Raw genomic sequence first — 19,211 nt, 5'->3', positions numbered from 1 at the left:
CGCGGCCACCGCCGTGGCCAGCACGGCGGCGGCCAGCATGACGCGGGTGGCGGTTCTCGTCGGGTGTCTCCTCGGGTGGGCCGGCACGGCGTTCTCCGCCGGTTGTCTACGAGGAGCCGTTGGCCGATGCGTTACGGCGCGGCGCCAGGGCAGTGACTCCGCGCCGAACACGCGGCGCTCTACCCCACGTAGGGGTTGGCGGTGCGGGCGGCGCGGAGCGCGCTGCCCCACCAGATGAGCTGGTCGAGGAGGGACTTGGCGGCGAGGGCGCTCGCCTCGGCGTTGACCGGCTGCCCGTCGGCGTCGAACTGCCGCCAGCAGTCGGGGAAGGCGACCGTCGCGCGGACGGTCACGGCGTGCAGCTCGGCGAAGACGGCCCGCAGGTGCTCGACGGCGCGCACGCCGCCGGACAGGCCGCCGTAGGAGACGAAGCCGACGGGCTTGGCGTGCCACTCGTGGTTGTGCCAGTCGATGAAGTTCTTCAGGGACGCCGGGAAGCTGTGGTTGTACTCGGGCGTGACGACGACGATCGCGTCGGCGGCGGCGAGCCGGGGGCTGACGTCCGCGAGCGCGGCGTCGGAGCCCGGCATGGTCAGGGGCAGCGGGACGGCGGCGAGGTCCACGAGGTCGACGGTCGCGGTGTCGGCGGCGTACGCGGCGGCCTGCTCGGCGAACCACCGGCTCACGGTGGGGCCGAGCCGGCCCTCGCGGACGCTTCCGGTGATGACGGCGATGGTGAGGCGTTCGGCGTTGCTGTGCGTCGGCGTTGGCGTTGGCATACCTCGGTCCTGTCTGTTTCGGTGGGGGATCTCGTGAGTCCCAGCGTGGAACTTCAACCGAGGTTGAGGTCAAGCCGGACTCGGTCCTAGGACACAGGTACGGATCAGATCGGCCCGGGGCCCGATCCGGTCCGGGGGTGCGCCCGGACACGATGCGGGCATGACCGAGCAGTCGACGACGGCACCGTCGTCCTCCCCCGCCGCCAGCCCCCGCCCCACCACCACCGGCGCCACCACCGGCGGGGCCCGCATCTGGCCGGTGCTCCTCGCCTCCTACGTCGGCCAGTTCCTCGTCGTGCTCGACGTGTCGGTGGTCAACGTGGCGCTGCCGAGCATGCGCGAGGCCCTGACCCTCAGCCCCTCCGGCCTCCAGTGGGTCGTCAACGCCTACGCCCTCACCTTCGCCGGCTTCCTGCTGCTCGGCGGCCGGCTGTCGGACCTCTTCGGCCGCAAGCCGATCCTGCTGGCCGGGCTCGGGCTCTTCGCCGCCGCCAGCCTGGTCGGCGGCCTGGCCCAGGGCGGCGGGCTCCTCATCGCCGCCCGCGCCGCGCAGGGCGTCGGCGCCGCCATCCTCGCGCCGGTCACGCTCTCGCTCCTCACCGGAAACCTCCCGGAGGGGGCCGCCCGCACCCGCGCCATCGCGGCCTGGACGGCGGTGGGCGCGGCGGGCGGCGCCACGGGCGGCCTCGTGGGCGGGACGCTGACCGACTACGCCTCCTGGCGCTGGGTGCTGCTGATCAACGTGCCGATCGGCCTGCTCGTCGGCGCGGTCGCGCTGCTGTGGCTGCGCGAGCCGGGCGGCGAGCGGCCCGGTCGGTCCGGAGGTCTCGACCTGCCGGGCGCGGTGCTGGTGACCGGCGGCGTCGCGGCGCTGGCGTACGGCATCACCGAGACGGAGTCGAGCGGCTGGACGGCGCCCGGGGCGCTGGGCTGGGCGGTCGGCGGCCTGCTCGCGCTCGCGGCGTTCGTGGCCGTGGAGGCGCGCAGCCCGCACCCGCTGATGCCGCTGCGGCTGTTCCGCGTCCGCAGTGTCGCCGTCGGCAACCTCGTGACGCTGACCAGCATGGTCGGCGGCTTCGCGCTCTGGTACTTCCTCACCCTCTACATGCAGAACGTCCTCGGCTACAGCGCCGTGCGCACCGGCCTGTCGTTCCTGCCGCACACCGCCGCGCTGGTCGCCGCCTCGCAGCTCTCCCCCGCGCTGATGGCCCGGGTCGGCAGCCGCGCCCTGACGGTGGCGGGCGGCCTGCTGACGGCGGGCGGCTTCCTGTGGCAGAGCGCGGTCCTCGACGCCGACGGCACCTTCCTCTCCTCGATCCTCGGCCCGGGGCTGGTGATGTCCGCGGGCCTGGCGTTGCTGATGACGCCGCTGACGGACGCCGCCACGACCGGCGCCGACGCGGCCGACGCGGGCGGCATCGCGGGGCTGATCAACACCTCGCGGCAGATCGGCTCGGTGCTGGGCCTGGCGATCCTCGGCGCGGTGGCGGCCGAGTCCGGCGACGTGGTGGACGGGTACGCCGACGCCTTCCTGGCCGCGGGCCTGATCACGGGCGCCGCGATGGTGCTGGTGCCGTTCCTCCCGCGCGGGCGGGCGGCAGATCGATGACCCGCGCGGCGTCGCGTAGTGTCTCAAGGTGACGCAAGAGCCACGAGAGCCGCTGCCCACGGGGGACCTGCGTGCCGTCCTGTTCGACTCCGGCGGCGTGTTGATGCAGCCGATCGGCGGCCGGTGGAACCCGCGCGCCGACTTCGAGCCGACCGTCCTCGGCCATGTCCCCTCCATTTCTCCCGAGCGTTTCGCCGCCGCCATCGCCGCGGGCGACCGCTTCCTCGACGCGTCGGACTCGACGCCCGACTACGACGACTACCACCGCGTGCTCCTCACCCACCTCGGCATCGACCCAACGCCCCGACTCCTCGCCGAGCTGAGCCGCCCCGTCGACCCGGCCACCATCCTGGAGACCTTCCCGGACGTCACGCGCACCCTCGAGGAGCTTCGCCGCCGGGGCATACGGATGGCGGTGGTCTCGGATGCCTGGCCCGGGCTGCCCGACCTCCACGCCGCCCTCGGCATCCACGAGTTCTTCGAGGCGTACGCGATCTCCGCCGAGCTGGGCTGCAACAAGCCCGACCCGCGCATGTACCACCACGCCAGCACCGCCCTGGGCCTGGCTCCGGCCCAGTGCCTGTTCATCGACGACGACCCCGCCCTGGTCGCGGCGGCGATCGACCTCGGCTACGCGGGACGCGCGATGTGCCGGGACGCGCCCCCGGCGGCGAACGGCGGGGTGCCCTGGATCTCCTCCCTCACCGAGCTCCTCGACCTCTTCTGATCAAGCCGATCCCGCCGCCGCGCTCCCGATCACCTACGGGGGCGTCGTAGCCGAATCGGAGTGGCTGCTGCCGCGCCCGGCCTGGATAGGCATCACGCTGACGATCATCGCGGTGTACCTGGGACTCCTGAGCCGCGCGGCCAGGGCATGGCGTGAGAAGACCGGGGTGGCGCTGCGCTTCGACGTGCTGCCGAAGCGGGCGACCGTGCCGCTCATGGTCGGCCTGCCGGCGCTGGTGACGGGCGCGGCGGTGGCGTTCCGCGTCACGGGGTGGCCGGTGTGGCTGATCGCGGCCTCACTGATCAGCGCCGCCGCGTCGATCGGCTGCCACCTCGCCTTCGTGCGCCTGCACCGCAGGACCCAGCCCCGGACGGCCGCGTGAGCTTCGACACCACCATCCACGCCCCGAACCGGCTGCGCATCTGCGCCCTGCTGGACACCGCGGGCGAGGCGGAGTTCGGCCGGGTCCAGCGGCAGCTCGACGTCTCGGCCTCCGTGCTGAGCAAGCACGTCACCGTGCTGATGGACGCCGGTTACGTCGAGCAGCGCAAGGCCGTCCGCGACACCCGGCAGCGCGTGTGGCTGTGCCTGACCCGGCAGGGCCGGGAGGCATACCGCGGCCATCTCGCGGCGTTGCGCGCGATCGTGGGGCCGTCGGACCCGGCTCTCTGACGGCGGCCGCTGCCACTGCGGAGGCAGGGCAGCGGCCGGGTCACGAGGGGCCGGTGGCTCACTCGCCGATGGTCGCGGTCACCCCGTCGGTGAGGGTGCGGGCGGACAGGACGTGGCCCGCGTCGTCGAGGGCGCTGACGCGGAGGATGTCGGCGTCCTGCGGCACGGCGACCTCGGCGCCGGTTTCGAAGCCGGTCCTGTCGACGGTCGCCACCGTCTCGAAGGAGCCGCCGCCTGCCGCGTCGGCGTCCGCGTCGGCGTCGGCGTCACGGGCCTCGATGCGCCAGGCGTCGACCTCGGTGGCGCCGTTCCAGCTCATGTAGAGGTCGCGGCTGCCGTCGCCCGCCGCCTCGGTCCAGGCCACGTCGGGCGCGGTGGCCGGGGTGCCCACCCAGTCCGTGCTCCGCTCCGCCTTGTAGGTGGAGGTGCTGGCGAAGGTCGCGGTGAAGACGGGCTCGGAGCCGCTGAACTCCACGAGCCGGCCGGTGTTGCCAAAGTTCACGAGCTGGTTGCCGTTGGTCGTGGGCTGGCTGGAGCCGGTGACCTCCGCGAAGACGGGCTCCTGCGGCTGGAGGTCCAGCACGAGGTCGGCGGTCATGGCCTGCTCGTCGATCTCCCAGACGGCGCCGCGCGAGGCCTGCGGGCTGCGCCCGACGCCGTTGTCGAAGACCGCGAGCCTGCCGTCGGGCAGGCGGGTGGCGTCGTGCTGGTAGCTCGGCATGGCGGCGGGGTCGGCGAAGGTGAAGTCGCTGTTCTCGCCGCCGAAGCGCCAGATGATGTCGCCGGTGGCGATGTCGATCTTGTAGACGGCGCTGGTGTGGCGGGCGCTCATGAGGATGTTGCCGTCGCTGTCGTAAGCCAGCGAGTTGGCGTGGAGGTAGTCCACTCCCTCCTCGGTCAGCGGCTGGTTGGTCTCGTCCACCGGGATGTGGTCGAGGCCGTGCCATTCGAAGGTGACCTCGCCGGTCTGGGTGTCCACTTCCTGGACGACCGCATCGACGACCTGGGCGTCGGCGGGCCCGCCCCACGGGCTCAGGTCGTAGCTGACGGGGTTGTAGGCGGCCAGCAGCGCCCGGCTGCCGTCCTCGTTGAACGCCAGCGCGTGGAAGTCGGCGTCGTAGCCGTCCATGCCGAAGGAGGCGACCTCGGTGTAGGAGGAGTCGAGGACCACGGCCTGGCCGCCGCCGCGCAGCATGGCGAGCGCGGGCTCGCCCTGGAAGGTGATCTCCTTGAGATTGGAGTAGTTGCCCTCGCTGAACCACACGAGCTCGCCGCTGTTGTCGTAGATCGCCGCGCCGCCGTTGCTGCCCATGCCGACGCCGGGTGTGGTCAGCAGGTAGCCGGGGTCCTCCTGGCCGGTCGTGGTCGTGGTGAGGGTGGGGGCCTGCCGAAGGATCTCGGCCTGATACGGGGCGACCTCTCCGGCCGCCGCGGCTTGCGCGCCGGGCGCGCCGGACACAACAAGCGCCACCGAGCCCAGCACGGCGGCGCTTCCCGCTAACAGTCGTAAGCCTCGATTGCGTTTCACTGCGTGCGACCTCCCAGTCGAACGAGGCACAGACGCGTGTCTGCGTGAGTTGCGGCACCCCCCTCCTCACCACTACCCCCAATCGCCTCGCTGTCCTCCCCCGTTACGTGCGTGCGCCCGTCGCGACCTCGTGAACCCCGCTTGCGCAGACGCCGTTGTCAGCCGAGGGCGCTAACGTCGTGTGTGGAAGGCATAGACTCGGCGCAGCTAAGGGGGCGCGAGATGAGTTACGGCGACGACTTGGACGACCTGCGCGCCCGTCGGCTCCCCGTGCAGACCCGGACGCGGACGCGGCTTCCGGAGGAAGAGGATCCCTCGCCTCGTCAGCCCGCCTCGCCGAGACGGAGTCTCGTCACCATCCTCGGGGTGATCGTGCTGCTGCTGGGCGCCATCGTCATCGCCAACCAGACCGGGGGCGGGGGCAGTGAGGGGAGCGCGTCGGACGAGCCGGCGGGCGGTGGGCAGGCCGAGGCGACCGCGCCCAGCGGCGAGCTGCCCGTGGAGGGCGAGGTCGCGGGGATTCCCTCCGGGTTCGCGCAGACCGAGCAGGGCGCGGAGAGCGCGGCGGCGAACTACGCGGTGGCGCTCGAGGGTGAGGGCATGTTCGACGCCGAGCAGCGGCAGGCGATCGTCGGGGCCGTCTACGCCCCGGACGTCGCCGCCGAGCGGAGTGCCGACCTGGACGCGGCGTACTCCGACCCCGACTTCCTCACCCGCATAGGCCTGGAGGAGGACGGCGAGGTGCCCGCCGGCATGGACTTCGTCTCGCGCGTCGTGCCGGTCGGCACCAGCGTCGTGGAGTTCGGCGCGGACAGCGCGCGCGTGGCGGTGTGGTACTCGGCGCTCTTCGGGCTGGCGGGCGTCGAGTCGACGAACCCGGTGACGGAGAGCTGGTACACCACCACCTACGACCTGGTGTGGGCCGACGGGGACTGGAAGGTGACCGGCTCCAGCCAGGAGGATGGACCCGTTCCGGTCGCGCGCGACCAGCGCGCGTCGTCGGCGGAGGAGATGTCCGATGCGGTCGAGCGGTTCGGGGGGTTCACCTATGCGCGCTAGCGCGCCCTGGGCGCTGCCCCTGCAGGACGACGAGCCCACCGGCGACCCGTCGGCGGAACCGTCGGCGGAGCCATCGGACGACCCCTGCGACCTGATCGACGGTGCCGCGCAGGACTACTGCGAGGGCGACCCCGAGAGCGGCGGCGGGGGCAACGGCGAGGACTACGACTCGTCGCTCGACCCGCTGTCCTCGCTGGCCGACGGCTGCGCCGAGGCGGCCTCCTGGATCGTGACGGAGCTGTCGGAGCTGGTGTCGGAGACCACCACGGTCGACTTCACCAACGCCTCCTTCCTGCGGCAGTACGCCGTGGTCTTCGCCGCCTCGACCGTGCTGACGCTGATCCTGTGGCTGCTGGCCATCGTCAAGCGCGCCATCAGGGGCGTGCCGCTGACGACGGCGATCGGCGAGGCCATCGGCTTCCTGTGGCTGTGCGTCATGGCCTCGGCCTTCACGCCGCTGGCGCTGTACGTGGTGGTGGGCGCGACCGACAGCGTGACGGACGCGATCATCGCGGGCACCGGGAGCAACTCGGAGGTGTTCTTCGGGGAGTTCGCGGCGGCGCTGGAGCAGGGCGAGGACATCGGGGGCGGCCCGATCATGCTGATCGTGGTGTCGCTGGTGTCGATCCTCGCGGCGGGGGTGCTGTTCCTGGAGCTGACGATCCGGGCCGCGATGCTGTACGTGGGGGCGATGCTCGGCACGGCCGTGTACGCCGGGCTGGTGGACAAGAACCTCTGGCAGCACGTGCGCCGCTGGGCCGGGATCATGATCGCGGTGATCCTCATCAAGCCGGTGATCGCGATCGTGCTGGGGTTGGCGGGCGCCCTGACCGAGGCGGAGGAGGGCGAGCCCACGGCCACCTCGGCCATCATCTCGGGGCTGTCCATCATCCTGCTGGCGATCTTCGCCTCGGCGATGATCTACCGCTTCGTGCCCGGCTTCGGCGACGAGATCGTCAGCCAGCGGCAGATGCGGCAGGACACGGCGAGCCGGGCGGCGGGCGCCGCCGTCTCCTCCACGGCGAACACGATGAAGGCCGGCATGACCGCCCACGGGTCCCGGGGCACCCCGGCCGGGGCCAACGCCGGGGGCGGCGGCGCGTCCGGCTCGGGCGCCGCCGGGGGTGGCGGCGGGACCGCCGGCGGCATCGCGGGCGGCATCGCGGGCGGCGTCGCCGCGCACGGCAACCGCGGCGGCGCGGGCCGGGGCGGGGCCACGCCTCCGCCTCCGCCCCGGGCGGGAACGCCGGGGCCCGGCACGCCGGGCGGGCGCGGAGGGGGGAGCTAGGCCGTGACCTCACCACAGCAGACCCTGCAGGCGCGCCGCCGGACGTACCTGATCGGTCGGGCGCGGCCGCAGTCCATCGTCGGGCGCAACCGCGAGACCGGGGAGATCGCGCTGATCGTCGCGGGGGCGTTCCTCGGAATGATGAGCGGCATCCTCATCCCGGTGCTGACGATCAGGATCGTCGGCCTCGCCGGGTTTCCGATGCTGGCGCTCGCGGCAGTGTATGTGCCCTACAACGGGCGGACGTTCTACAGGTGGTTTGAAGTGACGCGATCCTTCCGGCGGCTGGTGCGCCGAGGCGCGCGGTACCGTTCCGCGGCGCCGGAGGCGGGGATCACCCTCGACGGGCGGGAGATCGAGATCGGGACCCCGCCGGGGGTCGGGCGCGTGCGGTGGCTGGCGGCGGCGTTCGGCCCCGACGAGATCGCGGTGCTGCTGCACCAGGACCGGCGCACCATCACCGCGGCCATAGAGATCGAGGGCCCCGGCGTCGGGCTGCGGGACAGCGAGGACCAGGAGGCGCTGGTCGAGCGGTTCGGCACGCTGCTGAAGCACGTGGCCAACGGCGACGGCCACGTGACGCGGCTCCAGATGCTGGCCAGGACTCTTCCGGCCGACCCCGACGCGCACGCCAACGACGTGCTGGACCGGGGCGACGAGCACTCCCCCGCGTGGATCCGCGAGAGCTACGACCAGCTGCAGTCGATGGTGTCCACCTCCAGCGAGCAGCACCGGGCGTACCTGGTGGCGTGCATGCACCACTCGCGGGAGCTGAGCCAGGAGGCGCAGACCGTGGCGAAGGCGGCCCGCGCGACGCGGGACCGGAAGCGCATGTCGCAGGACGAGGCGCTGGCGGTCATCATGGCGCGGGAGCTGACCGACATCTGCGCCCGGCTGACCGAGGCCGACATCCGGGTGCGGCAGCCGCTCGGCGAGGCGCGGCTGGCCTCGCTGATCCACTCGATGTACGACCCGGACCACCCCATCGACCACATCCAGGCCATGTCGCAGCGGAACGCCTGGCCGGCGGAGCTGGACGCGCGGCAGCCGACGTACCTCCAGGCGAAGACGAGGGAGTCGGAGACGCGGGAGCCGTGGTGCCACGCCTCGGCGTGGGTCAAGGAGTGGCCCATGACCCCGGTGGGCGTCAACTTCCTGGCCCCGCTGCTGGTGCACACCCCCGACGTGATCAGGACCGTGGCGGTGTGCATGGACCTGGAGCCGACCGAGGTGGCGATCGAGCGGATGCTGACGGAGAAGACGAACGACGAGGCGGAGGCCTCGCGGGCGGCGAAGATGAACCGCACGGTCGACCCGCGCGACGTCGCCGCGCACGGCCGCGTGGACCAGCGGGGAGACGACCTCGCCTCGGGAGCCGCGGGGGTGAATCTGGTCGGGTACCTCACGGTATCCTCACCGAACCCCGAAGCACTTGCCCGGGACAAGCGCACGATCCGCGCCTCCGCGGGTAAATCGTATTTGAAGCTTGAGTGGTGCGACCGGGAACATCACAGGGCGTTCGTGAACACGCTCCCGTTCGCGACCGGGATCCGTCGCTGAGACCGCTGAGGGAGGAGGTGCCGTCGTGCCGCCGCGAGATCCGCTCAACGCCATCACCGAGGCGTTCACCAGCCTGCTCTTCGGCCGGACCGAGACGGTGCGGCTGCCGGTGCGCACCTCCACCGGGCAGGCCCAGGCCGTCTACCTGCCCACGGCGGCGCCGGGCCTGGGCGACTCGGGCGTCATCATCGGCCGCGAGGTGTACTCGGGCAAGGGGTACATCTACGACCCGTTCCAGCTCTACGGGCAGCAACTTCCCGCGCCCCACTGGCTGGTGCTCGGCGAGTCCGGCAACGGCAAGTCCGCGCTGGAGAAGACGTACGTGCTGCGCCAGCTCCGGTTCCGCGAGCGGCAGGTGGTGGTGCTGGACGCGCAGGGCGAGGACGGCGTCGGCGAGTGGAATCTCATCGCCCAGCAGCTCGGCATCACGCCCATCCGGCTCGACCCGATGGGCTCGCTCGACGAGCTCGTCCGGCTCAACCCGCTGGACCCGGCGATCACCACGACCGGGCAGCTCGCGCTGCTGCGCACCATCATCGAGGTGGCGCTGGGGCGGTCGCTGGACGAGCGGTCCGGCTTCGCGCTGAAGGTCGCCCACGCGTACGTGAACCAGACGATCACCGACCGCCAGCCGATACTGACCGACATCGTGGAGCGGCTGCGCCACCCCCGGCCGGAGTCCGCCGACGCCATGAACGTGGACCTGGAGGACGTCAGGGCCTGGGGCCTTGACGTGGCGCTGGTGCTCGACCGGCTGGTCGACGGCGACCTGCGGGGCATGTTCGACGGCCCGACGACGGTCGGCATCGACCTCGACGCGCCGCTGATCATCTTCGACCTGTCCCACATCGACCGGAACTCGATCGCCATGCCGATCCTGATGGCGATCGTCGGCGTGTGGCTGGAGCACACCTGGATCAGGCCGGACCGCAGGAAGCGGATCTTCCTGGTCGAGGAGGCGTGGCACATCATCAACTCGCCGTCGGTGGCGCAGCTCTTCCAGCGGCTGCTGAAGTTCGGGCGGCGGCTGGGGCTGTCGTTCGTGGCGGTGGTGCACCACCTGTCGGACGTGGTCGACGGGGCGGCGGCCAAGGAGGCCGCGGCCATCCTGAAGATGGCCTCCACGAGGACGATCTACGCCCAGAAGTCCGACGAGGCGCGGGCGACGGGACAGGTGCTTGGCCTGCCGCGCTGGGCGGTGGAGATCATCCCGACGCTCACCCCGGGCATGGCGGTGTGGGACGTCAACGGGAACGTGCAGGTCGTCAAGCACCTGGTGACGGAGGCGGAACGCCCGCTGGTCTTCACCGACCGCGCCATGACCGAGTCGGCTGCGGCCCTGCAGCGCGACGAGCTCCTGGAGCTCGAACCCGGGCAGGAGCACCACCTGTTCGAGGCCGAGACGGAGGCGCGCGCGGCGGCGTTCGAAAAACGCCAGGGCCAAGGCGTGGTGTAGAGGGGCCGCGAAGTGGCGTACGAGCCGGGCGGACAGGAGCAGCGGCAGCGGCAGGGCAGGCCGGAACGGCGCGCGGGTGGCGGCGTGCCGGACGGCCTGCTGGTCGGCGGCGTGGCCCTGCTGGCCAGCCTCGCGGCCCTGACGTGGACCTCGACGGGGCTGGGGGGCGTGGTGGCGCACGGCTCCTGGCCGGAGAACGTGAGCTTCGTGCGGACGGGCACGGCCTTGCGGTCCTTCCTGACGGATCCGCGGGACGTGGCCGGGGCGTGGCCCGCCACGCCGCCGGAGCAGCTGTCGAGCGCGACGGTGCTGTGGCTGGTCTTCCTGACGCAGGTCGTGATGCTCTTCTCGACGGCGCTGCTGATCGCGATCCAGGTGGCCCGCTGGCGCGCGAAGCGCCACGCGGGGAGGGAGCACGCGGGGAGGGAGAAGCAGGCCCCGGCAGAGGGGCTCCGCCCCTCCGGCTCCGTGGAGGGGGAGGGCGCGGACGGGGGCAGGGTCGCCCTTGAGCCGGAGGTCCCCACGGGCCAGTACGAGGCGCCTTCGGTGCCCGGCTCGCCCCATGGGCCGGGCGGCGCGGGCCGGAGCCCCGCCGAGGCACACGCGGCGCCGGGTCGGGACGGCGGGCACGGTCGCGGGGCGGCCGGTCCCCATCCATCCGGCCCGGACGCCCAGCGGACCCCTGGGGCGGCCGGCACCGGCGACCCCTACGCGCCGGAGGGCGCGGGGTGGCAAGACCCGCGTACACCGGCGGCGTACGGCACGCACGGCGCGCCCGGGGACCCGGCTGCGGGTGGTCCCGGCGGGTTGGCGCCCGGCTGGGACGGCCACGACGGGGCCGACGCGGGCGCGGCGAGCGGGAGTTCCGCGCGGATGCCCGTAACGCCCGGCCGGGGCGGCCGGCAGGGCCCGGCCGCCGCGGCCCGCGATGTCGTGGGCGCCGTCGTGGGTGGGCCCGAAGGGCTCGTCGTCGTCGATCCGGATGGGCGGCTGTGGGCGAAGACCGCGCGGCAGCGCGGCAAGGTGGGGCCCGTGCACGTCTATGACCCCGGGCATGTCACGGACGCGCCCGTGCGGTTGCGGTGGGCGCCGCAGCGTGGCTGCGGGGACATGGACGTCGCGCGGCGCCGCGCGGCGGCGTTGCTCGCGGCGGTGCGGCCGACCGAGCCGATCTTCCAGCTCGACGCCGAGGCGGCCGAGACGCTGCTGCGCTGCTATCTGCACGCCGCCGCGCTCGCGGGCGAGTCGATCCAGCACGTGCTGCGCTGGGCCAACCACGGCGGCAACTCCTCCGGCCAGCCCGGCCAGGCCGGAAAGATCCTGCGCACCCACGCGCGCGCCACTCCCGGCGCCTCGATGGAGCTGGAGAGCACCCTCACGACCCACCCCGGTCGCCGTGACGCCGCGCTCGACCTGATCGCAAGGGCGCTCGGCGGCCTGGAGCAGCTGCACATACGGCAGTCCTGCTCGCCGGGGAGGGTCGACACGCTGGCGCTGGACAACGTCGCGGGCGAGGGCGGCACGCTGTACGTGGTCGGTGACCAGAAGGAGACGGCGGCGCTGCGCCACGCCCTGGTCGACGCGGTCACCGCCGACCAGCCCAGCCTCACGGTCATCGAGTAGACCCAGTAGACCGAGCAGACCGGGGAGTCAGTCCGGCCGCAGCGCCAGCTCGTAGGCGTACTGCGACGGGTCGCGCGGGTCCGGGTTCGTCCCGCCGGTGGGGCGGAAGCCGAGGGAGGCGTAGAAGCGGGCGGCGCGCGGGTTGTTCTGGTGGACGCGGAGGCGGACCTCCCGGCCGCCCGCCCAGGCGATGGCCGTGCGCATCAGCTCCGCCGCCAGGCCAGTGCCGCGGTGCTGGGGCAGCATGTAGACGCTGATGACCTCGGCGCAGCGCGGCGTCGTGACCACCGACAGCATCCCTCCCCACCGCCCGTCCTCGTCCTCGCCGACGAAGGTGACGGTGCCGTCCAGCTCCCCGGAGGCGCGGCGTTCCCAGTCCCTGCGCCCGAGCCGTGCCGCCCTCTCGTAGCTCTCGAAGAACGCCACGGGCGCCACGGGATCGCGGAGCGCGGCGAGCCGCAGCGCCTTCAGCTCCCGCCAGTCCTCGCGGCTGGCCCGCCGGATCTTGTACGCCATGGACCGATGCTTCCACCAGCTCACCGCTTAGTAAATCTTGTGAACGGGCCGAGCCGGACGGGGAATTTATTCGGTGGCGGGCGGCCGGAGCGCGGGATTAGGCTCGTCTGCTTGTGTATGGGGCCGTCGCGATCAGTGGATTCCGCCGTTACTCGACCTATCGGATGGCCACCGCGGCCGGGGTGTTCACCAACACCGTCTTCGGCTTCATCATCTGCTACGCCTTCATAGCCCTGTGGGACGAACGCCCGCACCTCGGCGGCTACGACCAGGCCCAGGCGCTGACCTTCGTGTGGATCGGCCAGGCGCTGCTGGCCCCGGTCGCGATCTTCGGGCACGGCTTCGGCCACGAGTTGCAGGAGCGGATCCGCAACGGCGACGTGGCCATCGACCTGTACCGGCCGGTCGACTTCCAGCTCTGGTGGTTCGCCTCCGACCTGGGCCGGGCGGGCTTCGAGCTGCTGGGCCGCGGGGTGGTGCCGATGGTCGCGGGGGCGCTCGCGTTCGATCTGGCGCTGCCGCGCAGCCCGTTGACGTGGCTGTGGTTCCTGTGCGCGACGGTGCTGGCGGTCGTCCTCAGCTTCTCGCTCCGGTACCTGGTCGCGCTGACGGCGTTCTGGCTGCTGGACGCCTCGGGCGTCTTCATGATCTCCATCCTGCTCAGCATGTTCTTCTCCGGCCTGTCCCTGCCTCTGAACGTCTTCCCCGGCACCTTCGGCGACGTCGTGCAGTGGCTGCCGTGGGCGGGGATGCTGCAGGTGCCGGCGGACGTGCTGGTCGGGCGGCACGCGGGCGTGGAGGTGGCCGGGGCGCTGGCGTTCCAGGCCGCGTGGGCGGTGGTGCTGCTCGCGGCGGGGCGGGCAGTGCAGGCGGCGGCGACCCGGAAGGTGGTGGTGCAGGGTGGCTGAGCGCGGAGGGCCCGGGGCGCCCGGCGAGGTGGTGCGGGCGTACGCGCTGATCGCGGCGATGTGGGTGCGCTCGACCATGACCTACCGGACGACGTTCGCGCTGCACGTGTTCGGCAACGCCGCGACCAGCGCGCTCGACTTCTTCGCCGTCCTGGTCATGTTCTCGCAGATCGACGCCCTGGGCGGCTTCTCCGTCGGCGAGGTGGCGCTGCTGTATGCCACCTCCAGCGTCTCCCTCGGCCTCGCCGACCTGGTGCTGGGCAACCTCGACGTGCTCGGCGGCCGCATCAGGGACGGCACGCTGGACACGATGCTGGTGCGGCCGGTGCCGGTGTACGCCCAGGTGACGGCCGACCGGTTCGCGCTGCGGCGCCTCGGCCGGATCGCGCAGGCGCTGGTCGTGCTGGTCTGGGCGCTGACCGAGCTCGACGGCGTGGACTGGACGGTGGCGAAGGCGGCGTGGCTGCCGGTGATGATGCTCAGCGGCGCGGCGATCTTCGGCTCGATCTGGACGCTGGGCGGGGCCTTCCAGTTCGTCGCGGAGGACGCCGCCCAGGTGCAGAGCTCCTTCACCTACGGCGGGAACGCCCTGCTGAAGTACCCGCCGTCGATCTTCGCGCGGGAGCTGGTGCGGGGGGTGACGTTCGTGATGCCGCTGGCGTTCGTCAACTGGCTGCCGGTGCTGTGGGTGCTGGGGCGGGAGGATCCGCTGGGGCTGCCGGGCTGGGTGAACTTCCTCTCGCCCGTGGTGGCGGCGGCGATGTGCGCCGTCGCGGCGCTGGCGTGGCGGGCAGGGGTGCGGAGCTATCGGAGCACGGGAAGCTGACGAGGAGCGGAGGAGGGAGGGCCCATGGACGACGATCTGAGCGAGCTGATCGAGGTCGCGGACCTGGAGAAGACCTTTCACGTGCGGGTGCGGAAGGGAAGGCTGCGGCGGCAGCGGCGGGAGGTCCGGGCGGTGGACGGGATCTCCTTCCGGGTGCCGCGCGGCGAGATGGTCGGATACATCGGCCCGAACGGCGCGGGCAAGTCGACCACGATCAAGATGCTGACCGGGATCCTGACGCCCAGCGGCGGGAGGCTGCGCGTGGCCGGGATCGACCCGGCGCGCGACCGGACGCGGCTGGCGCGGCGTATAGGCGTCGTCTTCGGGCAGCGCACCACCCTGTGGTGGGATCTGCCGCTGCGGGATTCCTACGGCCTGGTGCGGCGTATGTACCGCGTCGAGAAGCGGCGCTTCGAGGAGAACCTCGCGCGGTGCGTGGAGCTGCTCGAACTCGCCCCGCTTCTGGAGGTTCCGGTCCGGCAGCTCTCGCTGGGCCAGCGGATGCGCGGCGACATCGCGGCGGCGCTGCTGCACGATCCCGAGGTGCTGTACCTGGACGAGCCGACGATCGGCCTGGACGTCGTCAGCAAGGCGAAGGTGCGCGAGTTCCTGCGAGACCTCAACGCCGAGCGCGGCACGACGATCCTGCTGACGACCCACGACCTGACCGACATCGAGCAGCTCTGCTCGCGCGTGATGGTGATCGACCACGGGCGGCTGATGTACGACGGGCCGCTGGGCGGGCTGCACGAAGTGGGAGAGAGCGAGCGGACGCTGGTGGTGGACCTGGAGCGGGAGTTGGCGCCGATCGAGGTGGAGGGGGCGCGCACGGTTCGGGTGGAGGGGCCCCGCCAGTGGCTGTCGTTCCCGGCGACGGCGAGCGCGGCGCCGCTGGTGGCGCGCATCGCCGAGGGCTATCCGCTGCTCGACCTGTCGCTGCGCGAGCCGGACATCGAGGAGGTCATCGCCCGGATGTACGCCATGGGCAGGGAGAGCGGGGAGAGGGGCGAGAGGGGGCCGATGGGGTCTGCCGGGGGCGTGAGGGTGGGGTAATCCCCCGGCCCGATACGGAGACGCACACCATCGTGCGGCACCCCCGCTGAACGGCACCGTTGCTTGCGTACCTGACCTGACATGACAGCACCACAGGAACGACAAGCAAGGAGACTGCCGTGGCAACGGCTGTACCGATTCCTCCCCGCGTGGCCGCGGCCGTCGCCGCCCGCGCCGAGACGGTGGTCAAGGCGTACGGATCGGGCGAGACCCAGGTGATGGCGCTGGACGGGGTGAGCCTGGACATCCAGCGTGGCGCGTTCACCGCGATCATGGGGCCCTCCGGCTCGGGCAAGTCGACCCTCATGCACTGCCTGGCCGGGCTCGACACCGTGACCTCCGGCCGCATCTGGATCGGCTCGACCGAGATCACCGGCCTGCGCGACACGAGGCTCACGAGGCTGCGCCGCGACCACGTGGGCTTCGTCTTCCAGGCGTTCAACCTCCTCCCGACGCTGAACGCGCTGGAGAACATCACCCTCCCCATGGACATCGCCGGGCGGAAGCCGGACAAGGCCTGGCTGGACCGGGTCATCGCCACCGTCGGCCTCGCGGACCGGCTGCGTCACCGGCCGAACGAGCTGTCCGGCGGCCAGCAGCAGCGCGTCGCGGTCGCCCGCGCCCTCGCCGCCCGCCCCGCGATCATCTTCGGCGACGAGCCCACCGGCAACCTGGACTCGCGCGCGGGCGCCGAGATCCTGGGCTTCCTGCGCCGCAGCGTCGACGAGCTGGGCCAGACCATCGTCATGGTCACCCACGACCCGGTGGCCGCCGCCTACGCCGACCGCGTGCTCTACCTCGCCGACGGCCGCCTCGTCGACGACATGTACGCCCCCACCGCGGAACTGGTGCTGGACCGCATGCGGCGCTTCGACGTCGCCCAGTTCCAGCGGAAGGCGTGAGCGCGCCATGACCGTGATGAGGACCTCCCTGCGGAGCTTCTTCTCCCACAAGGGCCGGATGCTGCTGTCCGGCGTCGCGATCATGCTGTCGGTGGCGTTCGTCTGCGGCACGCTCGTCTTCTCCGACACCCTCAACTCCACCTTCGACAAGTTCTTCACCTCCATCAGCGCCGACGTCACCGTCGCGCCGGAGGAAGAGGAGAACGCCAACGACACCGGCCGGCCCGTGACGATGCCCGCCTCGGTGGCGGACGAGCTGGCCGGCGTCGACGGCGTCGCCGCCGCCCACGGCGTGGTCCTCACCGACGACATCGCGCTCACCGGCCCTGGCGGCGAGTCCGTGGACGCGCAGGGCCCGACCATCGGCACCGGCTGGGACGCGGTCGCGCAGCGCACCCTGGATCTGTCCGAGGGCCGGGAGCCCTCCGGCCCGGGCGAGGCGCTGATCGACGCCGACACCGCCGAGCGCGAAGGGCTCGCGGTCGGCGACGAGGTGGAGGTGACCACGGCCGGCGGCGGCTTCCCGGTGACGCTGACGGGCCTGGCGACCTTCCAGGGCACCAACCCGGGCGCCACCTACCTGCTGATGGCGCCGGACGCCGCGCGCAGCGAGCTGCTGGGCGCCGCGGACCTGGTCAGCGAGGTGCAGCTCGACGCGGCCGAGGGCGTCGGCGACGCCGAGCTGAAGCGGCGCGCCGCCGCCGCCCTGGGCGGCGGCTACGACGTCGAGACCCGCGCCGAGAGCGCCCAGTCGATGAACGAGGACGTCGGCGGCTTCCTCGACGTGATGCGCTACGCCATGCTCGGCTTCGCCGGGGTCGCGGTGCTGGTCGGGATCTTCCTCATCGTCAACACCTTCTCGATGCTGGTCGCCCAGCGCACCCGCGAGATCGGCCTGATGCGCGCGATCGGCGCCAGCCGCCGCCAGACGGGCCGCTCGGTGCTGGTGGAGGCCCTGATGCTGGGCGCCGTCGGCTCGGCGCTGGGCGTGGGCGTGGGCATCGGGCTCGCGCTGGGCCTGCTGACGCTGATGGAGTCCGCCGGGATCAACCTCGACACCTCGCAGCTCACGGTCAACGCCGCCACGCCCATCACCGGCATGGTCGTCGGCGTCGCCACGACGCTGCTGGCGGCGTGGCTGCCCTCGCGGCGGGCGGGCCGCGTCTCGCCGATGGCGGCGCTGCGCGACGCGGGCACCCCGCCCGGCGACGCGCGCCCGGGCCGGGTGCGGGCGGCGCTGGGCCTGCTGCTGACGGGCGCGGGCGCGGCGGCGCTGCTGGCCGCCGCCACGGCCGGAGAGACCGCCGACGGCGCGCCGTTCCTGGGGCTCGGCCTGCTGCTGACGCTGCTGGGCGCGATCGTCGTCGGCCCCCTGCTGGCGGCGTTCCTGGTGCGCGTGCTGAACGCCGTGGTGCTGCGCGTCTTCGGCTCGGTCGGGCGGATGGCGGGCCGCAACGCGCTGCGCAACCCGCGCCGCACCGGGGCCACGGCCGGGGCGCTGATGATCGGTCTCGCGCTGGTCGGCTCGCTGTCGGTGCTGGCGTCCTCGGTCGTGGCCTCGGCCTCCGACCAGCTCGACCGCTCGGTCGGGGCGGACTACCTCATCGAGTCCTGGGGCGACGCGCCGCTGACGCCGCAGGTCGTGGCGGCGGTCAAGGGCACGCCGGGCCTGGCGCACGTCACGGAGTACCGGGGCGTGAACCTGGTGCTGACGACGCCGGACGGCGAGCGCTCGGAGCAGGAGGTCGTCGCGGCCGACCCGACGTACGCCCAGGACCTGAGGACGCCGACGGTGGCGGGCGAGCTGGCGGCGGCGTACGAGCGGGACAGCATCTCGGTGGGCGAGTCGTTCGCCGAGGAGCACGGGCTGGCGGTCGGCGACGAGGTCACGGCGCGGTTCGTGGGGGGTGAGAAGGGGGTCACGCTGACGCTGAGGGCGATCACGTCCGAGGACATGCTCTTCGACCAGGGCGCGATGTACCTGAGCACGGCCACGGCGCGGGCGCACCTGCCCGCCGACCAGATGCCGCTGAACATCTCGGTCTTCGCCGAGGCCGCCGATGAGGGTCAGCGGGCGGCGATGCATGCCGCGCTCGAGGAGAGCCTCGCGGCCTTCCCGCAGTTCGAGGTCCGCGACCAGGAGGACTACAAGCAGCTCATGGAGGACGAGATCGGCGGCCTGCTGAACATCGTGTACGGGCTGCTGGCGCTGGCGATCATCGTGGCCATCCTCGGCGTGGTGAACACCCTCGCCCTGTCGGTGATCGAGCGGACGCGGGAGATCGGCCTGCTGCGGGCGGTCGGGCTGTCGCGGCGGCAGATGCGGCGCATGGTGCGGCTGGAGTCGGTGGTGATCGCGCTGTTCGGCGCGCTGCTGGGCCTGGGGCTTGGCATGGCGTGGGGCGTGACGGGGCAGCAGGTGCTGGCGGAGTCGGGCTTCTCGGTGCTGGAGGTGCCGTGGGGCACGATCGCGACGGTCTTCGCCGGCTCGGCGGTGGTGGGCCTCATCGCGGCGCTCGTCCCGGCGTTCCGGGCGGGCCGCATGAACGTGCTCCGCGCGATCGCGACGGAGTGACCCGGGGGCTCAAGCCCCCGCACCCCCGTTTGCCGCCACCCGGGGTGGCTGACGACGGCGCCTCACCCCCGGGTGGGGTGCTGGGGTGGGGGCGGCGATCGGGGGCCGGGGCGGAGCCCCGAAGGGCGGG

The 19,211-nt window shown here is 72.7% G+C and carries 17 protein-coding genes; 14 read left to right on the top strand and 3 right to left on the bottom strand.

The features are described from left to right. Positions 1 to 179: 179 nt before the first annotated feature. Entirely contained in the window at positions 180 to 779 is a 600-nt protein-coding gene (locus ACTWQH_RS05400) for an NADPH-dependent FMN reductase (RefSeq protein WP_443285169.1), read from the bottom strand. 160 nt (positions 780 to 939) lie between these two features. On the opposite strand from ACTWQH_RS05400, the gene ACTWQH_RS05395 reads away from it, so the two are divergent. The 4 genes from ACTWQH_RS05395 (at position 940) to ACTWQH_RS05380 (ending at position 3,787) form a co-directional block, all read left to right on the top strand. Further along, on the top strand, positions 940 to 2,388 hold the full coding sequence (locus ACTWQH_RS05395) for an MFS transporter (protein WP_443285168.1): 1,449 nt from the start codon (positions 940 to 942) through the stop codon (positions 2,386 to 2,388). Between the two features lie 28 nt (positions 2,389 to 2,416). Continuing rightward, complete coding sequence (locus ACTWQH_RS05390; protein ID WP_443285167.1) at positions 2,417 to 3,115, top strand: HAD family hydrolase; 699 nt, start codon at positions 2,417 to 2,419, stop codon at positions 3,113 to 3,115. 112 nt (positions 3,116 to 3,227) lie between these two features. Continuing rightward, complete coding sequence (locus ACTWQH_RS05385; protein ID WP_443285166.1) at positions 3,228 to 3,497, top strand: hypothetical protein; 270 nt, start codon at positions 3,228 to 3,230, stop codon at positions 3,495 to 3,497. Continuing rightward, entirely contained in the window at positions 3,494 to 3,787 is a 294-nt protein-coding gene (locus tag ACTWQH_RS05380) for a transcriptional regulator (protein WP_443285165.1), read from the top strand. The genes ACTWQH_RS05385 and ACTWQH_RS05380 overlap by 4 nt, the downstream gene beginning before the upstream one ends. A 58-nt stretch (positions 3,788 to 3,845) precedes the next feature. On the opposite strand, the gene ACTWQH_RS05375 is transcribed toward ACTWQH_RS05380, so the two are convergent. Further along, positions 3,846 to 5,258 carry an arylsulfotransferase family protein gene (locus ACTWQH_RS05375; RefSeq protein WP_443285164.1) on the bottom strand — a complete coding sequence of 471 codons (1,413 nt, stop codon included), beginning with the start codon at positions 5,256 to 5,258 and terminating at the stop codon, positions 3,846 to 3,848. Positions 5,259 to 5,537: 279 nt separating this feature from the next. On the opposite strand from ACTWQH_RS05375, the gene ACTWQH_RS05370 reads away from it, so the two are divergent. From ACTWQH_RS05370 to ACTWQH_RS05350, 5 genes are read left to right on the top strand one after another with little or no spacing between them, the layout of a single operon-like run. Beyond that, positions 5,538 to 6,374: a hypothetical protein gene (locus tag ACTWQH_RS05370; protein ID WP_443285163.1), complete on the top strand. Its 837-nt coding sequence runs from the start codon at positions 5,538 to 5,540 to the stop codon at positions 6,372 to 6,374. After that, positions 6,364 to 7,662 (top strand): hypothetical protein, encoded by a 1,299-nt coding sequence (locus ACTWQH_RS05365; protein ID WP_443285162.1) that lies wholly within the window; start codon positions 6,364 to 6,366, stop codon positions 7,660 to 7,662. The genes ACTWQH_RS05370 and ACTWQH_RS05365 overlap by 11 nt, the downstream gene beginning before the upstream one ends. 3 nt (positions 7,663 to 7,665) lie before the next feature. Continuing rightward, complete coding sequence (locus ACTWQH_RS05360) at positions 7,666 to 9,222, top strand: SCO6880 family protein (protein WP_443285161.1); 1,557 nt, start codon at positions 7,666 to 7,668, stop codon at positions 9,220 to 9,222. Between the two features lie 25 nt (positions 9,223 to 9,247). Then, positions 9,248 to 10,678 carry an ATP-binding protein gene (locus ACTWQH_RS05355; RefSeq protein WP_443285160.1) on the top strand — a complete coding sequence of 477 codons (1,431 nt, stop codon included), beginning with the start codon at positions 9,248 to 9,250 and terminating at the stop codon, positions 10,676 to 10,678. 12 nt (positions 10,679 to 10,690) lie between these two features. Then, positions 10,691 to 12,301 (top strand): hypothetical protein, encoded by a 1,611-nt coding sequence (locus ACTWQH_RS05350; protein WP_443285159.1) that lies wholly within the window; start codon positions 10,691 to 10,693, stop codon positions 12,299 to 12,301. A gap of 27 nt (positions 12,302 to 12,328) precedes the next feature. Here ACTWQH_RS05350 and ACTWQH_RS05345 read toward each other — a convergent pair whose 3' ends face one another. Further along, entirely contained in the window at positions 12,329 to 12,817 is a 489-nt protein-coding gene (locus tag ACTWQH_RS05345; RefSeq protein ID WP_443285158.1) for a GNAT family N-acetyltransferase, read from the bottom strand. Positions 12,818 to 12,981: 164 nt separating this feature from the next. On the opposite strand from ACTWQH_RS05345, the gene ACTWQH_RS05340 reads away from it, so the two are divergent. The 5 genes from ACTWQH_RS05340 to ACTWQH_RS05320 all read left to right on the top strand — a co-directional run bounded on the left by ACTWQH_RS05340 (position 12,982) and on the right by ACTWQH_RS05320 (position 19,081). After that, positions 12,982 to 13,725, top strand: a complete 744-nt coding sequence (locus ACTWQH_RS05340) for an ABC transporter permease (RefSeq protein ID WP_443285157.1) — start codon at positions 12,982 to 12,984, stop codon at positions 13,723 to 13,725. Beyond that, complete coding sequence (locus tag ACTWQH_RS05335) at positions 13,718 to 14,551, top strand: ABC transporter permease (protein ID WP_443285156.1); 834 nt, start codon at positions 13,718 to 13,720, stop codon at positions 14,549 to 14,551. Before ACTWQH_RS05340 ends, ACTWQH_RS05335 begins: the two co-directional genes overlap by 8 nt. Before the next feature lie 24 nt (positions 14,552 to 14,575). Next, on the top strand, positions 14,576 to 15,604 hold the full coding sequence (locus ACTWQH_RS05330; RefSeq protein WP_443285155.1) for an ABC transporter ATP-binding protein: 1,029 nt from the start codon (positions 14,576 to 14,578) through the stop codon (positions 15,602 to 15,604). Positions 15,605 to 15,723: 119 nt separating this feature from the next. Continuing rightward, on the top strand, positions 15,724 to 16,506 hold the full coding sequence (locus ACTWQH_RS05325) for an ABC transporter ATP-binding protein (protein ID WP_443285154.1): 783 nt from the start codon (positions 15,724 to 15,726) through the stop codon (positions 16,504 to 16,506). 7 nt (positions 16,507 to 16,513) lie between these two features. After that, positions 16,514 to 19,081, top strand: a complete 2,568-nt coding sequence (locus ACTWQH_RS05320) for an ABC transporter permease (RefSeq protein ID WP_443285153.1) — start codon at positions 16,514 to 16,516, stop codon at positions 19,079 to 19,081. The last annotated feature ends 130 nt before the right edge of the window (positions 19,082 to 19,211 follow it).

Origin of the sequence: Streptomyces sp. 6N223, from assembly GCF_052246635.1 — a bacterium.
Classification (GTDB): Bacteria; Actinomycetota; Actinomycetes; order Streptomycetales; family Streptomycetaceae; genus Streptomyces.
The sequence above is the reverse complement of the archived record's forward strand: the minus strand, read 5'-3'. Positions and strand labels throughout refer to the sequence as shown.